Here is a 15,811-nt window from a genome sequence, read left to right on the forward strand (position 1 = left end):
GCCGACGCTCAAGCGGACGGCCGTGGCGCGCCTGCCGGACGTACGCCGGCCAGCAACGGCGGCACGAGCAGATAAAGCAGCGCGGCCGCGGCCCAGACGAGCCCGGGCCACGTCGCGCGTGTCGCCGCATAGGTCGCGGTGACGACCAGCGGCCCCGCGACGCCGATCAGGCTCGCCACGCTCGCGAGCGCGCCTTGCAGTTCACCCTGGCGCGCATCGTCGACCTGCCGCGCGAGCATCGCCTGCAGGGCCGGCAGCGTCATGCCGCCCGCCGCGAACAGCGGCAGCAGCGCGAACGGCACCCACGCGGCGGTCGCGAACGCAATCGCGGCAAGCCCGAGCGCGTCGCCCGCGAGGCCCAACGCCAGCGCGCGGCGCTCGCCGAGCCGCGCGATCAGCGGCCCGATCGCGAACGCCTGCGCGAGCGCATGGCACGCGCCGTAGCCCGCCAGCGACAGCCCCGCGACCGGCGTCGACCAGCCGAAATGCTCCTGGCCGTACAGGATCCACAGCGTTGCGGGCGCCTGCGACACCAGCGCCACGATCACGTAAATGCCGATCAGCGGCACGAGCGCCGGTGCGCCGCTCAGCCGGCGCAGGCTGGCGAACGGGTTGAGCGCGCCGACCGCATGGCCTTCGCGGGCCGAACGTGGCCGCGATTCCGGCAGCGCGCGCCAGACGAGCGCGAGGTTGAGCGCGTTGAGCGCGGCGGCCGCGACGAACGGCGCGCGCACATGCAGCGCGCCGAGCAGCCCGCCGATCAACGGGCCCGCGATGAAGCCGATGCCCATCATCGCGCCAAGCTGGCCGAAGCGTCGCGCGCGATCGGGTTCGGCGGTGACGTCGGTGACATAGGCAGTCGCGACCGCGACGTTCGCACCGGTGATGCCCGCGATCAGCCGCCCCGCGTAAAGCCAGGCGAGTGTCGGCGCGAGCGCCATCAGCAGGTAGTCGAGCGCGGCGCCCGCGAGCGACACGAGCAGGACGGGCCGGCGGCCGAAGCGGTCGCTCAGCGCACCGAGCAGCGGTGCGCACAGGAACTGCGCGGACGCGTACAGCGCGAGCAGTATCCCGTAATGAGTGTCGGTGCTGCCTGCATCGGCGAGCGCGCGTAGCAACCCGGGCAGGATCGGCATCACGATCCCGACGCCGATCGCGTCGAGCAGGACCGTGGCCAGGATGGCAATCAGGGACGGATTCAAGAGGGTGACTCTATCGGTGATAGAGATGAAGGACACAGGGGCGCGGCTGACGCGCGACACGGTATTGCGCGCGGCGCTCGACCTGCTCGACGAAGTCGGCATCGACGGGCTGTCGACGCGGCGGCTCGCCGAGCGGCTCGGCGTGCAGTCGCCGACGCTTTACTGGCATTTCCGGAACAAGGGTGAACTGCTCGATGCGATGGCCGAGGCGATCATGCTCGAGCGTCACGATGCGTCGCTGCCGCGGCCGGGTGAAGCGTGGGATGCGTGGCTTTTCGACAACGCGCGCAGTTTCCGTCGGGCGCTGCTGGCCTATCGCGACGGCGCGCGCCTGCATGCCGGTACGCGGCCGCGCGCGCTGCATTTCGGCTCGATCGAACGCAAGGTCGCGCTGCTCGGCGACGCGGGTTTCGCGCCGGACGAGGCGGTCGACGTGATGTATGCGCTGGGCCGCTTCGTGGTTGGATGGGTGCTGGAAGAGCAGGCGGAGCCGGACGGCGAAGCCGATGCGCCGCTGCCGGACGCCGCCGAGTATCCGCTGCTCGCGAAGGGCTGGGCCGCGCTGCGCGCGCGCGGCGGCGACGAAGCGTTCGAGCGCGGCGTCGCGCTGATCGTCGATGGCGCCCGCGCGCATCTGGCGGCGCGCCAGCGCGGCTGACGCGGCCTGTTCAGCCCGGCATGCCGCCGTCGAGCACGCGTTCGAGCGCGTCGAGTGCGCGGGCCGTCGAGTCCGGCGCGATGCAGTCGACGACGATCCGCTCCGGCATCGCGCGCAGCCAGGTGATCTGGCGCTTGCAGAGCTGGCGCGTCGCGAAGATGCCCTTGTTGCGCATCGTCCGGTAGTCGGTGTCGCCGTCGAGGAATTCCCACGCCTGCCGGTAGCCGACGCAGCGCATCGACGGCAGGTCGGGATGGAGGTCCTCGCGACGGCGCAGCCGCTCGACTTCGTCGATGAAGCCTGCGTCGAGCATCGCGTCGAAGCGCTGCGCGATCCGTTTGTGCAATACCGCGCGATCCGACGGTTCGAGCGCGAACGGCACGAAGCGGTAAGCGGCGGCCGCATCGTCCGTGCGCCGCGGCGCGGCGAGCAGCACCGACATCGGCTGCCCGCTCAGCATGAACACTTCGAGCGCACGCTGGATCCGCTGCGAATCGTTCGGCGCGAGCCGTGCGGCCGTGTCGGGATCGACTTGCGCGAGCCGCGCGTGCAGCGCCGGCCAGCCGTCGCGCTCGGCTTCGGCATCGAGTGCCGCGCGCACGTCCGGATCGGCGCCCGGCAGGTCGTTGAGCCCCTGCGTCAGCGCCTTGTAGTACAGCATCGTGCCGCCCGCGAGCAGCGGCGTGCGGCCGCGCGCGGCGATCTCGCCGATCAGGCGCAGTGTGTCCGCGCGGAAGCTCGCGGCCGAATACGCGTCGGCCGGATCGATGATGTCGATCAGGTGATGCGGCACGCTCGCGCGTTCTTCGCGCGACGGCTTCGCGGTGCCGATGTCCATGTCGCGGTAGACGAGCGCCGAATCGACGCTGACGATCTCGATCGGGCGGCGCGCGGCGAGCGCCAGCGCCGCGGCCGTCTTGCCCGAGGCGGTGGGGCCGAGCAGGCAGGCGATCGTCGTCGGGCTGGCGTGCGGTGCCGCGCTCATTGGCCGCGCATGAAGAGGCGGTCGAGATCGTTCAGCGTGAGCTGATACCACGTCGGCCGGCCGTGATTGCACTGATCCGCGCGCTCGGTCGCCTCCATCTGGCGCAGCAGCGCGTTCATCTCGTCGAGCGTCAGGCGCCGGTTCGCGCGCACCGCGTGGTGGCACGCGAGCGTGCCGAGCAGTTCGTGCTGGCGCTCGGTAAGCACGCGCGAGCCGCCGAACGCGTGCAGATCGGCGAGCACCGCGCGCGCGAGCGACTGCAGGTCGGCATCCTTCAGCAGCGCCGGCACCGCACGGATCGCGAGCGTCGTCGGCGACAGTACCGCCAGGTCGAAGCCGAGCGATTCGAGCGTGTCGCGTTCCTCCTCGACCGTGCCGATCTCGACCGGCGTGGCCGTCATCGAGATCGGCAGCAGCAGTGCCTGCACGGCGACCGAGCGGTCGGCAAGCGCGTTCTTGAACTGCTCGTACAGGATCCGCTCGTGCGCCGCGTGCATGTCGACGATCACGAGCCCGTGCGCGTTCTGCGCGAGCACGTAAATGCCGTGGATCTGGCCCAGCGCGAAGCCGAGCGGCTGCTCGTCGTGCGCGGTGGCGGCGATCGGCGAAGCCGGGAAGCCCGGCAGCGGCGCGCCCGGCGCGTCGGCCGAATCGCGGGCGATGGTCGTCGTGCCGTCCGGCGTGCCTGCGCCCGTGTCCTTGCGGCCGAACAACGCGTCATAGAGCGCGAGCGGCTGCGCGACGGGCAGCGTGCCCTGGGTCATCCGCGCCTGGCGCATCCAGGTGTTGCCCGACGACGAGGACGACGGCGAGAAGCCGCTGCCGCCGATCGCGTTGCCCTGCTGGCTCTGGCCGAGCGGTGTATCCAGGAACGATGCGGGCCCGCGCGGCGCCGGTGAGAGTTGCGCGGCATGGCCGCCCGCGGTGGTTTCCGGAGACGCGCCCGCGTGGCGTGCCAGCGCGCGCTGGACCGCATGGAACACGTACTGGTGGATCGAGCGCGAATCGCGGAAGCGCACCTCGATCTTCGACGGGTGCACGTTCACGTCGACGGCTTCGGGCGGCAGGTCGAGGAACAGCACGTACGACGGGTAGCGGTCGCCGTGCAGCACGTCCTCGTAGGCCGCGCGCACCGCGTGCGTCAGCAGCTTGTCGCGCACGAAGCGGCCGTTGACGAAGAAGTATTGCTGGTCGGCACGACCGCGGCTCGCGGTCGGCAGGCCGGCGCAGCCGTAGACCGCAAGCGGGCCGGCCTGCTCGTCGAGCGGCAGGTGCGCGGTCGCGAAGCCGTCGCCGAGGATCTTCGCGACGCGCTGTGCGGGTTCGGTCGCATTCCAGTGCTCGACCGCCTTGCCGTTGTGCAGCACTGAGATCGCGACGTCCGGCCGCGCGAGCGCTGCGCGGCGAATCATTTCCAGGCAGTGGCCGAACTCGGTCTGCTCGCTCTTCAGGAACTTGCGCCGCGCGGGCGTGTTGAAGTACAGCTCGCGGACCTCGATCGTTGTGCCGGTCGCACCGGCGGCGGGCGACAGCACGCCCGTCTGCGCGTCGATCTTCATCGCATGCGCGGCATCGGCCGTCCGGCTCGTGATCGACATCTCGGCAACCGACGCGATCGACGCGAGCGCTTCGCCGCGAAAACCCAGCGTGGCGACCGCCTCGAGTTCCTCGAGCGAGCGGATCTTGCTGGTGGCATGGCGCATCAGCGCGAGCGCGAGCTCGTCCGGCGGAATCCCGCAGCCGTCGTCGGTGATCGAGATGCGCTTCACGCCACCTTCTTCCAGCACGATGCGCAGCGTGCTGGCGCCGGCGTCCATCGCGTTCTCGAGCAGTTCCTTGACGACCGACGCCGGGCGTTCGACGACCTCGCCGGCGGCGATCTGGCTGATCAGCTGGTCGGGCAGGGGCTGGATCGCGCGCAGCGGGCGCGGGGCAGGGGCGGGCGCGGCGCCCGCGGCCGTTTCGGTGATATCGGACATGGCCGAATTATAGCGAGGCGGCGAATGCATGCCGGGGCGACCGGCGGTTACGTTTTTTCACGGAGCCTTAAGGTAGTTTCGGTATCATGGGCTCATAACACGCCCGGCCTTGACCGGCGGGCGCTTCCGCCATATTTGGCCGTTCCGGCCCTTTCGCCTTCGAGGAATCGCATTTGGATACGCTGCTTCATTTCGTCAATCTTGTCCTGCATATCGACGCATTCCTCGGCGATTTCATCCGGCAGTACGGCGCATGGGTCTATCTCGTGCTGTTCCTGATCGTGTTCTGCGAGACGGGGCTCGTCGTGTTCCCGTTCCTGCCCGGCGATTCGCTGCTGTTCATCGGCGGCGCGTTCGCGGCGACGGGCGAGATGAATGTCGGCTTGCTGATCGTGCTGCTGCTCGTCGCGGCGATTACCGGCAACACGGTCAATTACATGATCGGCCGCTGGGTCGGCCCGAAGGTGTTCAACACCCATATCCCGGTGCTCGAGCGCTTCCTCGATCGCGCCGCGCTGCAGAAGACCCACTCGTTCTACGACAAGCACGGCGGCAAGACGATCGTGCTCGCGCGCTTCATCCCGGTCGTGCGGACGTTCGCGCCGTTCGTCGCGGGGGCTTCGTCGATGAGCGTCGCGCGCTTCCAGTTGTTCAACGTGATCGGTGCGCTGGTGTGGGTGCTGCTGCTCGTGCTGCTCGGCTATTTCTTCGGCAATATCCCGTTCATCCGCCAGTACCTGAACGTGATCGTGCTGGCCGGTATCGGTGCGGCGGTCGTGCCGGTCGCGCTTGGCGCGGTGTGGAAGCTCGTGCGCGGGCGGCAGTCGGATAATGCGCAGAAGACGGGCGGGCGTTGAGCGGGAGCGCTTTCGTTACTTCCCGGTGCAATAAAAAAGCGTGGCAATTTGAATTGCCACGCTTTTTTTCGTCCGGCGCTGTCGTTACGCGTTGCGATGCGAGATCGGGGTTTCGGGCGTCGGGTACTGGGCGTCGCGGAACGTCTCGATGATCACGCGGTTGGTGTCGCAGTACACCTGCCAGTAGTTCTCGGGTGCCGTGGACGGGCGCACGAACAGCAGCGGGCCTTCCGGCGTGAACTGCAGCACGCCGACGTCCGGCGCCGGGGTGGCCAGCACGTTCGGGATCTGCTGGATCGACGACTTCAGGCGGTTGATCGCGTCGACCGCATCGACGCCGTTCGCGATCTTCGCGGTCAGGTCGACGCGACGGTGCGACGTTGCGCTGTAGTTGGCGATGTTGTCCGAGAAGATCTTGTTGTTGCCGACGATCGTCACGATGTTGTCGGGCGTGATGATCGTCGTGCCGAACAGGCCGAGCTCCTTGACCGTGCCGGTGACGCCGCCCGCGTTGATCACGTCGCCGATCTTGAACGGACGCAGCACCTGCATGAACACGCCTGCGGCGAAATGTGCGAGCAGGCCGCCCCAGGCGGTACCGATCGCGAGGCCGAGGCCGGCGAGCAGGGCAGCGAACGAGGTCGTCTGCACGCCGAAGATCTGCAGGATCGCGAGGATCAGCAGGACCGTCAGCAGCACGCTGACGACGGAGGTCAGGTAGTCGGTCAGTGTCGGGTCGACCTTGCCGCTGCGGCGCACGACTTTGCCGAGCAGGCGCGCGGCGATGCGGATCGCCCAGCGGCCGACGAACCACAACACGATCGCGGCGAGGAGGTTGAGGCCGAAGTCCAGGCCGCGGGTCATCAGGAATTGCTGGGCTGTGGCGAGATCGATCATGCGTTCTCCGAAGTCAAGAGTAGAAAGGGCGGCGCATGCACCGGATGGGTGGCGCTTTTATAACCTGACCTGTGCGGGGCGGGCAACCTGCCTGACATTGCTTGACGTAATGAGAAACGGGCAGGACGCGTGTGCGTGCTGCCCGTCTGGCGCCTCGGATCGGCGCCGGTTGCGGCGTGCGATCCGGCAGTTGCCGTGGTTACGACGCTGCGCGGCCGTAGGTGTCTTCGAAGCGGACGATATCGTCCTCGCCAAGATATGCACCCGACTGGACTTCGATCAGTTCGAGCGGGATCTTGCCGGGGTTCGTCAGCCGGTGGGTCGCGCCGAGCGGGATGTAGGTCGACTGGTTCTCGGTCAGCATGATTTCCTTGTCGCCGTTCGTGACCATTGCAGTGCCCTTCACGACGATCCAGTGCTCGGCGCGGTGGTGGTGCATCTGCAGGCTCAACTGCGCGCCGGGGTTCACGATGATGCGCTTGACCTGGAAGCGATCGCCCTGGTCGATGCCTTCGTAGGAGCCCCATGGCCGGATGACGCGGCGATGCGTGACCGATTCGTGGCGGCCGGACGCATTCAGCCATTCGACGATTTTCTTGACGTCCTGAGCCTTGTCACGATGCGCGACCAGCACGGCGTCGGCGGTTTCCACGACCACGATATTGTCGAGACCGAGGGCCGCGACCATCCGGTGTTCTGCGCGGATGTATGAGTTCTTCACGTTGTCGGTGAATATGTCGCCGATCAGCGCGTTGCCCTGCTCGTCGGCGTCCGCGGTGTCGGCAAGCGCGCTCCATGACCCGATGTCGTTCCAGCCGAGATCCGCAGCCGCGACGACCGCGGCGCGTTCGGTTTTTTCCATCACCGCATAGTCGATCGACACGTTGGGGCTGGCTGCGAACACGTCCGCGTCGAGGCGGAGAAAGTCGTTGTCCCGCTTCGCGGATTCGAACGCGAGTTCTGCCTGGCGGGCGATTTCCGGTGCATGGCGATGCAACTCTTCCATGTATGTGGATGCCTTCAGCATGAACATGCCGCTGTTCCAGTAGTAATTGCCGTCGCTGAGGAAACGCTCGGCCGCGGAAGCGTCGGGTTTTTCGACAAACGCGTCGACCTTGTAGACCTGCTTGCCGTCGACGATGGCTGGGCCACGGCGGATATAGCCGAAGCCGGTGTGCGCTGCCGTTGGCGTGATGCCGAAGGTGACGAGGTGCTGGTCTGCCGCGATGGTCGCTGCCTCGCTGGCCGCGGCGATGAATGCCGGCTCGTTGAGGATGACGTGATCCGACGGCAGCACCAGCAGCAGTGCATCGGGCGAATCGTGCATGGCGAGCAGCGCAGCGACCGCGATTGCGGGCGCGGTGTTGCGGCCTACCGGCTCGAGCACGATCGACGAGGGCTTGATGTCGACCTGGCGGAGTTGTTCCGCGACCAGGAAGCGTTGTTCGTTGTTGGTGACGATGATGGGGGCGGCGGTGCCAGGGATGTGCTGGAGTCGGACGGCGGTTTGCTGGATGAGCGTTTGATCGCCCGTTAACTTCAGGTATTGCTTCGGATAGCCACCGCGGGACATCGGCCAAAGACGGGTGCCGCTGCCACCACAAAGGATAATTGGAAAGATTGTCATTTTTTCTCAGTCACGAGTGTCGTTGTTCATGCTGTCCGATGGAGTCGACAATCGCAACAGACAGTGCGGCGTCGATCGAATTTCGGAGACCGGGTTGCCGATTCGTTTGGAGACGCCAGGCAAAATGGCTGGACGCATTGCGGATCCAGCGAAAAATCTTACGTATCGGGCGCGATCGATTGCGCCCGATATCGCTCAGAGGGCGGGCGGCTCGTGCCGTTAGCCGATGGATCGCAGCTTCCGGCGTAGTATATAGGTGCAGTTTCCAATCCCAGTAGATTGGATAGCGAACGAACGCGCCGGCAACCAGCATGTCGAGCGTGACTGTCCGACGGCGCCATGGAATCGGCAGATGGTCTTGAGTCAGTCCCCAACCTGCGTAGAACGGCATTCCATAGGTAAAAACTGCTTTGTCCCGCAGGAGTGCGTCGAATCCCGCCAGCGATGACATCGTATGAACTTCGTCAGCTACATCGATGAGCGACAGCAGATCCGAATCAGTGTCGACGATGTCAGCGAGCTGCGCTGCGTGAACGAGCCCCTTTCTGTTGCCGGATAGAACATCAGGGTGCGGCTTGTAGACAATGAACGCAGACGGCCTTGCCTGACGTACCGCCTGAAGCAGCGCTTCGGCATCTCGTATATGGCCGGTGCCTAGTTTGATGGATGCGTCATCTGCGACCTGCCCGGGCACGAGCACGACCGTTGCACTGGCAGGGGGGCTCCACGACGGCCGCCGCCGTCCGAGATTGTATTTGCTGATGCCGGCGGAGACGATGCTCGCCCGCAGGCTTTTCGCTCGCGCAAGTTCTTCCTCTGAGAACTCGGCCGTATTCAGCAACTCGCTGAGATCGCTGGGCCGGCTAGCGTCGAAGTAGATGCCACGCTTGTCGATCACCTGGCTAGCCGGAGGTGACATGTCTGAGCCGAGGCCGTCGGAATGTATGAAACCGTCCTCGATTCTGACATGGCGTGTCGCGGGCGAAAGCTCCCCGACATTTCTCGCACCCCATAGAACTGCGCACTCCGTCGCAGGGTGGATGTCCGGTATGGTCGTCCACCGCAGCACAGCTCCACCCGCGACAAGGAACGGTGTTGCAAATGGACGTTTCCACCATTGAAACCGGAAGCCGGCCAGGCACGCGAGATCTGCGAAGCGCGAGCGGACAGCACGCTGAAGCTCGAGATGTGTCAGCAACTGATCGAAACGTCCCTGTGCATGTGTCACGGGATCGAGATAGCTGCAATGATGGAGAAAGACCGCTTCAAAAAATTCGACGAGTGTCGGTCGTGCTTGGCGCTCAGGGAAAGCGCCTTCATCTTGCGTCAGCCCCCATCCTGCATAGAACGGCTCGGCATAAACGTGCACCGAGGCGCCCGCCAACAGGCCGAACAGGCCCTCGATCGCACCCAGTGTATAGACGTGATCGACCTCGGGAAGCATGGGGAATGGCAGCGTACTCGCGTCCATGACCGGAAGCGGGGGGGCGGTTATTGCCGACAACCATTTGCCGTGCGCACGATCCTTTGAACGGAGAATGCGGATGTCGGCGCCACGATGATTCGCGCGAGCCGTTGCGACCATGCGCCTGAAAACCTCCGGATCGTTTCGACGTGGCGATTTCCCACCTTGGGTCGAGGTGATGCGCTCGTCGATGATCAGAACCCGCTCCGATGATCGATGTGTCGTTGCGTTCGGCAACGGCGGAAGGGGGCACGTACAAAGTGCCGCGACACGTCCGAGCAGCCAGCCAGAGCGGGTGTCGCACTCGTTGATGCCCTGCAGCGTTTCGTTTAGGGCATCGGCGAACAGGTGTCGGTCGGACTTCCGGAGCCGAGCACTGAACCAGGACAGTCGTGGCGTCCCGCGGCTTGATTGCGATTGGAATGGTCCTGGCCAAATGATGTTCACGCGTTCGTCGACACGTCGTACATTGCTTCGACTGATTGCCTTCGGCTCGCAATTCATTCGGGGCAGCGATGCACGGATGTCTCCTGCTGACCGGATCATGTTCTCGTCAGGCGAGCTGTCTTGATGCGAGAAGCGGGTCATCAATGCAGTGCCTTGATCAAGCCGTCGACGCTGCGGAAATGTTCGGCCCATGTTGGCTCACGGAATCGCTGGATTCGATCGAGCTGGGCGTTCCGGCCGGCACTGTCGTCGCGGCTATATGATTCGATGCGAGAGATCCACCCGGGGCCGTCGAGCGGGTCGAGATAGTCCGGAATCTCATCGGCAATTTCGCGAAATACGGGAAGATCGCTGGCGATGACCGGTACGCGTGCAGCCAATGCCTCGGCCAACGGCATTCCGTACCCTTCGACGAACGACGGGAACAGGAGTGCTCGTGCGTGTTGTAGCCATTGATCGAGTTTCTCGTCGGAACAGTCATTTTCTTCTACGACTGTGTGACGAAGCGAATTGCAACGATCAAGCATGTCGATCACGTTCTCACATTCCCAGCCCCGGCGTCCGATCACAACGAGCTTGGGCGTGGCGGTTCCGTATTTTTCCGTAAGTTGGCGCCACAGATGCAGCATGAACCAATGGTTCTTGCGCGGCTCGATGGTGCCGAGCATGACGAAATAGGGGCTGCTCAGCAGCGGTGTGGCCGGCTTGATACTGCGGACGAATCCCGTCGCGAGCGGTGCAACGACACTGGCAGGAAGAGCGATTCCCGCATGCTCCGCCTCGGTCGCCATGGACATCAATGTGGCCTGGGAATTTGCGATGAGTCCGTCAGCATGGGCAAAGGCTGTATGCATGCGTCGCCGATGAATGGCATCGACACCCGGCCGACAGTATTCGGGATGGGTAAGTGGAATGAGATCGTGCACCATAAATACCGTCCGAATTTGACGTCGTCTCATCGATTCGTAATAACGCCGGTACTCGAGGCCGCTGTGGCTGGTATGCAACAGGACGCCATCCGTCACACGCTTTTCCCACGGGCGTTGTAGCACCGCGCGAACGATCAGGTTGCGGATGGCGCTCCGATTGCGATTCGTAATCATCAGCCACGAAAATACGCGCTGCGAATCCTTTTGATTTAGGATGGTGACGAATCCTCGCTCGCTCAGAACTGCTCGAGCGCTTGCACCGTATCGCTCGATGTAGGCGAGACCGACCCGGTCAATCCCGGTGGGAACCAGGCCGGAGTAAAGCCGGTCGACGAGGCGCGTGACGTCCAGGAGAATCGTCGGCACTGAAATAGTGACAAATAGAAGAAGAAAAACGACAGCCTGAACAGGTGTGCTCGGCCGGATCTTTACTGGATGTGTGCCATTTTACTCGACAACATGCGACAATCTCCGCTGATTTTTTTAGGCTATCAGCGTAATAAATGTCCCGTCCGTATCTCGGCTCCACTCTGTCCGCTTTCATGTTGACGGCGGCATTCCTTACGGGATGCTCCAGCATCCCGACTTCCGGGCCCAGCCGCTCCCAGATTCAGCAAGTACCGCAGTCGGCGAATCCAAATGGAATCCAGATCGTAGACGTGACGGATGCCGTTGCGCGTCAGCTGTTCAGTGAGCGACGAACGGCAGATTTTGCCAATGTGCTCGGTGCCGGTACGCGGTTCAGCGAACAACTGGGTGTCGGCGACACGATCGAAGTCTCGATCTGGGAGGCTCCACCGGCAACGCTTTTCGGAGCCGCCCAGCAAGGGAGCGGCACTGTAGCGGCTGCGACGAATGCACGGGTAACAGTATTGCCGGAGCAGGTGATCGATGGCGATGGCACGATCAACATCCCGTTTGCGGGGCAGATGAGGGCGGTCGGGCGCACACCCACGCAACTCCAGCGCGACATTGCAGCCAGGTTGAAGAACATCGCGCATGACCCGCAGGTGCTCGTCAGACTGTCGCGTAACGTAACGTCGTATGTGACCGTTGTCGGGGACGTCGCAAGCAGTAATCGTATGCAGCTCAGTGCGCGCGGTGAGCGGGTACTCGATGCGTTGGCGTCTGCTGGTGGGGTTCGGCAACCGGTCGACAAGATCACGATCCAGATTACGCGAGGCGACAAGGTCGCGTCGCAGCCTTTGGAAACGATCATCAAGGACCCGCGTCAGAATGTTTCGTTGCGAGCCGGCGATGTGGTGACGGCGTTGTATCAACCGTTCAGCTTTACCGCGCTGGGTGCGACAGGCAAGAATGAAGAGGTCAATTTCGAGGCCCAAGGTATCACGCTCGCCCAGGCTCTGGCGCGTGCCGGTGGTCTGCAGGACACCCGCTCGGATGCGCAGGGCGTGTTTATCTTCCGGCTCGAGGATGCGAATGCGCTGCAGTGGCCTGACCAGCCCGTGCGTACGACAATCGGCGGTAAGGTTCCGGTCGTGTATCGGGTTAATTTGCGAGACCCTAACTCGTTCTTCGTTGCGCAGAGTTTCATGATCGACAATAAGGATTTGCTCTACGTATCGAATGCCCCGGTCGCCGAGTTGCAGAAGTTTCTGAATGTCGTGTTCTCGGTTGCCTACCCGATCGTCAACGGGGTGCAATCTTTCAAGTAAGCACGTGCTGGCGGCGGTTTGGATGGGCGCGTGCACGGTTTGGGGCCGGTACCATGCGTTCTCGGCCCCCGCGTGTTTCTCACCACTCAAACTGACTACGCCGAATGTACGATCTGGAGTCGAGCGCCGCGTTGCGCGACGCGGGCGCATCACTTAGGGCTCACTATTCCGAACGAGTCTTGCCGATTTGGCGCGGACCTGGCTTTAACCCGGAATTGCAGCTACCGTTCGAAGCCGTTTCCGCTCGTGATCACAGTCCATTGCCGCCCACGCGCTATCGGGCGATGGCATGCGCAAGACAGCTTTTTGTATTTTCGCAGGCAGGCGACCTAGCGCATGCCGAGCGGCTGTTCGATTCGCTGCGATGCCATTTCGAGGACCGGCAATACGGTGGTTGGTTTTATAGCGTAGACGTCAACGGCAAGCCAAAGGAGCGCGAGAAGGACCTGTACACGCACGCGTTCGTGATATTCGCTGCCGCTGAATATTTGCGTCGATCGGGATCGCGGGAGGTCCTTGCTGTACTGGAGCGGACTGTCGAACTGGTCGACACGCACTTTGCAGTGGGCGATCAGGCACCCGGCCTGCTGAACGCAGCGTTGTCCGAGGACTTTTCGGTCGTGGTCGACACACCATTGCAGAACCCGCTGATGCATCTGACGGAGGCATGGCTTGCCGCAGGCACGGCAACCGGTTCCGACATGTTTGATAGGCGCCTGCGCACACTCGCCACCGCAATTGTGCGCACTTTCGTCGAGCCGACGACCGGCTGCATTGCAGAGTTGCCAGTCGGCAGAGCGGGCAATCGGCTCGAACCGGGCCATCAGTTCGAGTGGTATTTTTTGGCATTCGGCAGTGCGCATCCAGCGTTCGTCGAGTCCGGCCTACATGCGTCGCTATCCTCCGCGTTCGAATTCGCGCGCCGGTACGGCGTTGATCCCGAGACCGGGGGTGTTTCCGCCGCGGTCGATGAGCAGGGCGGGATGCTCGATGCGACCCAGCGCATCTGGGCGCAAACCGAGTACTTGCGTGCGCTTGCGACTCACGATTCGCTCGTCGGAGAGGCGTCGTTGCAGCACGAAATAGCACGCTTTCGCAGCCGCTTCCTGCATTCGCAAGGCTGGCATGAGTGCCTGTCGCCGCACGGCGTAGTGGTGAGAGCGGAAATGCCTTCAACAACTCCTTATCACCTAGCAACGGCCTTCACTGCACTCCCGTAAAGCAGCCCGGGTCGCCCGTGGTTGATTGTGTTCACGAACGTATTGCGAACAAAAATATGAGCCTGAATCTTTCGAATGCGGCAGTCCTCGTTGCTGGCGACGTGATGCTGGACCGCTACTGGTTCGGTGATACGACGCGCATTTCTCCTGAAGCGCCGGTGCCGGTGGTACATGTGTCGAAGGTTCACAGTACCGCCGGCGGTGCCGCAAATGTCGCGGTCAATATCGCAAATCTGGGGGCGACGAGCAGCTTGATTTCCGTGATCGGTACCGACGCGGCGGGACAGGATTTGCTTGAGGTTCTTCAGGCCACCCGGGTCCAGTGTGAGTTCCTGCGCGACGCGAACTTTCAGACCACGGTCAAGCTGCGTGTGTTGGCACGTGGCCAGCAGGTCGTGCGTGCCGATTTCGAACAGAAGCCGGATCACGAACTGCTGCTGCCGATCGTCGATCTGTTCGATGCGCAACTTGACGCACATCAGGCAGTGGTGTTTTCGGATTACGGCAAGGGCGGGCTGTCTCATTTGCGCGACATGATGCGAATTGCACGTGAGCGTGACAAGATCATTCTCGTTGATCCCAAGGGGGCGGATTATTCTGCCTATCGCGGAGCGACGTTACTGACGCCTAATCGGGATGAGTTCGCGCAGGTGGCTGGCGGCTGGTGCTCCGAGGAAGATTTCGAGCGGAAGGCATTTACGTTGTGCGCAAACCTCGACTTGCGCGCGTTGCTCGTTACCCGTTCAGAAGAGGGGATGAGTCTCTTCGTCGACGGACATCACACAAGAATCAGTGCGCAGGCGCGCGAGGTGTATGACGTATCAGGTGCGGGTGATACGGTGATTGCTACTTTGGCGGTAGCGCTTGCGAACGGGCATACGCTCGTGGATGCTGCGTGTCTTGCAAATCGGGCCGCAGGTGTCGTTGTAGGCAAGATCGGCACAGCACCTATTACACTCGAAGAACTTGCTCTTGCCTGACGATCGTCGAGGTGCTCGGATTTTGGTGCGGGCCGTTGGCATGGCAATGTGCGCCATGCCGAGCGATACGCAGGATCGCGAACTCATTCGGCGAGCTTTGTGATGTGACCGGATCGGATCAGTAAACGCCGTCCGGTCTGATTTTTTCGATTACACATTCGATCTCGTAAGGTCCTTCTGCATGCTGCTCTGGCGACAGATGAAGGTCCGCTGTCCGGAATCGTTCGCGCAGGTGGGCGATTCGGTAGGTACTGCGCGGAATGGAGGACTCGATTTCGTGGAGCAGGCGCGCTGCCGTGTAGAAGCGGCGATGATCTCCGTTGAACGCTGACGGCGGCGTACGCCGGCGTTCATACGCGTCCATCAGTGGCACAAACAGAATGAGCGTGCCATCGTATTCAAGGGCTCTCATGCATTCGCGAAGAAAATAACCGTAGTCCGCGATGTGTTCCAGCAGATGCGATGCATGAATTGTGCCCAGCGAGTCATTTCCGTACGGAAGATTGCGGCCGTCGTAGCCGGGCGTGTCTATGTCGAGGCCGTGCGCCTCCTCGAAGATTGGGGTGGAGTCAGCGGCCCCTTTATAGCCGACGTCGATCACGACGCCGGGGCGAACGAACCGATCCCAGAAACCCTCAGCCGCCCGTTGATCGAACAGCCTCGTGGGTTCGCCCTGCAATCGGCTCGACTTCACCAGCTTGATACGACGTGCGGAGCTGTCCATTTGTCCAAGTACCCAAAGTTGTATTATGCGGCTCGTCAAACTTCTCCATCGAAGAGCTTACTTTACTGGAGTGGAGTTGACCCTGTAATCCCGGACACAGCGTCACACTAAGGTTGCTGAATCCATTGCGCGACGGAACGCTCTTGGCGAGCGATATTTCAACGC

13 protein-coding genes are annotated in these 15,811 nt (G+C 63.3%); 5 read left to right on the forward strand and 8 right to left on the reverse strand.

Annotation, left to right across the window (positions count from 1 at the left end):
* Nucleotides 1-8: 8 nt before the first annotated feature.
* A complete protein-coding gene (gene tet / locus HWX36_RS34540; protein ID WP_175958232.1) occupies nucleotides 9-1,202 on the reverse strand; it encodes a Tet(A)/Tet(B)/Tet(C) family tetracycline efflux MFS transporter in 1,194 nt (397 codons plus the stop codon).
* A 25-nt stretch (nucleotides 1,203-1,227) separates the two neighbouring features.
* Between tet and tetR the strand changes: the two genes are divergently transcribed.
* On the forward strand, nucleotides 1,228-1,860 hold the full coding sequence (gene tetR / locus HWX36_RS34545) for a tetracycline resistance transcriptional repressor TetR (RefSeq protein WP_175958233.1): 633 nt from the start codon (nucleotides 1,228-1,230) through the stop codon (nucleotides 1,858-1,860).
* Nucleotides 1,861-1,870: 10 nt separating this feature from the next.
* On the opposite strand, the gene miaA is transcribed toward tetR, so the two are convergent.
* Both miaA and mutL read right to left on the reverse strand, forming a co-directional pair.
* Nucleotides 1,871-2,845 (reverse strand): tRNA (adenosine(37)-N6)-dimethylallyltransferase MiaA, encoded by a 975-nt coding sequence (gene miaA, locus HWX36_RS34550; protein WP_175958234.1) that lies wholly within the window; start codon nucleotides 2,843-2,845, stop codon nucleotides 1,871-1,873.
* Nucleotides 2,842-4,824: a DNA mismatch repair endonuclease MutL gene (mutL, locus tag HWX36_RS34555; RefSeq protein ID WP_175958235.1), complete on the reverse strand. Its 1,983-nt coding sequence runs from the start codon at nucleotides 4,822-4,824 to the stop codon at nucleotides 2,842-2,844. Before mutL ends, miaA begins: the two co-directional genes overlap by 4 nt.
* A gap of 173 nt (nucleotides 4,825-4,997) precedes the next feature.
* On the opposite strand from mutL, the gene HWX36_RS34560 reads away from it, so the two are divergent.
* Entirely contained in the window at nucleotides 4,998-5,681 is a 684-nt protein-coding gene (locus tag HWX36_RS34560) for a DedA family protein (protein WP_175958236.1), read from the forward strand.
* Between the two features lie 84 nt (nucleotides 5,682-5,765).
* Here the strand turns inward: HWX36_RS34560 and HWX36_RS34565 are convergent, their stop codons facing one another.
* The 4 genes from HWX36_RS34565 to HWX36_RS34580 all read right to left on the reverse strand — a co-directional run bounded on the left by HWX36_RS34565 (nucleotide 5,766) and on the right by HWX36_RS34580 (nucleotide 11,412).
* Complete coding sequence (locus tag HWX36_RS34565; protein WP_175958237.1) at nucleotides 5,766-6,578, reverse strand: mechanosensitive ion channel family protein; 813 nt, start codon at nucleotides 6,576-6,578, stop codon at nucleotides 5,766-5,768.
* Nucleotides 6,579-6,777: 199 nt separating this feature from the next.
* Nucleotides 6,778-8,205 carry a mannose-1-phosphate guanylyltransferase/mannose-6-phosphate isomerase gene (locus HWX36_RS34570; protein WP_175958238.1) on the reverse strand — a complete coding sequence of 476 codons (1,428 nt, stop codon included), beginning with the start codon at nucleotides 8,203-8,205 and terminating at the stop codon, nucleotides 6,778-6,780.
* 10 nt (nucleotides 8,206-8,215) lie between these two features.
* Nucleotides 8,216-10,258 (reverse strand): capsular biosynthesis protein, encoded by a 2,043-nt coding sequence (locus tag HWX36_RS34575; protein ID WP_175958239.1) that lies wholly within the window; start codon nucleotides 10,256-10,258, stop codon nucleotides 8,216-8,218.
* Nucleotides 10,258-11,412, reverse strand: coding sequence for a glycosyltransferase family 1 protein (locus HWX36_RS34580; RefSeq protein WP_175958240.1), 1,155 nt, complete (start codon nucleotides 11,410-11,412; stop codon nucleotides 10,258-10,260). Before HWX36_RS34580 ends, HWX36_RS34575 begins: the two co-directional genes overlap by 1 nt.
* Nucleotides 11,413-11,549: 137 nt before the next feature.
* Between HWX36_RS34580 and HWX36_RS34585 the strand changes: the two genes are divergently transcribed.
* The 3 genes from HWX36_RS34585 (at nucleotide 11,550) to rfaE1 (ending at nucleotide 14,922) form a co-directional block, all read left to right on the forward strand.
* On the forward strand, nucleotides 11,550-12,722 hold the full coding sequence (locus HWX36_RS34585; RefSeq protein WP_175958241.1) for a polysaccharide biosynthesis/export family protein: 1,173 nt from the start codon (nucleotides 11,550-11,552) through the stop codon (nucleotides 12,720-12,722).
* A gap of 113 nt (nucleotides 12,723-12,835) precedes the next feature.
* Nucleotides 12,836-13,942 (forward strand): AGE family epimerase/isomerase, encoded by a 1,107-nt coding sequence (locus HWX36_RS34590; protein ID WP_175958244.1) that lies wholly within the window; start codon nucleotides 12,836-12,838, stop codon nucleotides 13,940-13,942.
* 56 nt (nucleotides 13,943-13,998) lie between these two features.
* On the forward strand, nucleotides 13,999-14,922 hold the full coding sequence (rfaE1, locus tag HWX36_RS34595; RefSeq protein ID WP_175958242.1) for a D-glycero-beta-D-manno-heptose-7-phosphate kinase: 924 nt from the start codon (nucleotides 13,999-14,001) through the stop codon (nucleotides 14,920-14,922).
* Between the two features lie 118 nt (nucleotides 14,923-15,040).
* Here the strand turns inward: rfaE1 and HWX36_RS34600 are convergent, their stop codons facing one another.
* Nucleotides 15,041-15,646, reverse strand: a complete 606-nt coding sequence (locus HWX36_RS34600) for a methyltransferase domain-containing protein (protein ID WP_175958243.1) — start codon at nucleotides 15,644-15,646, stop codon at nucleotides 15,041-15,043.
* Nucleotides 15,647-15,811: the final 165 nt, after the last annotated feature.

The sequence above is a fragment of the Burkholderia sp. BCC0405 genome, assembly GCF_902833075.1.
Lineage (GTDB): Bacteria > Pseudomonadota > Gammaproteobacteria > Burkholderiales > Burkholderiaceae > Burkholderia.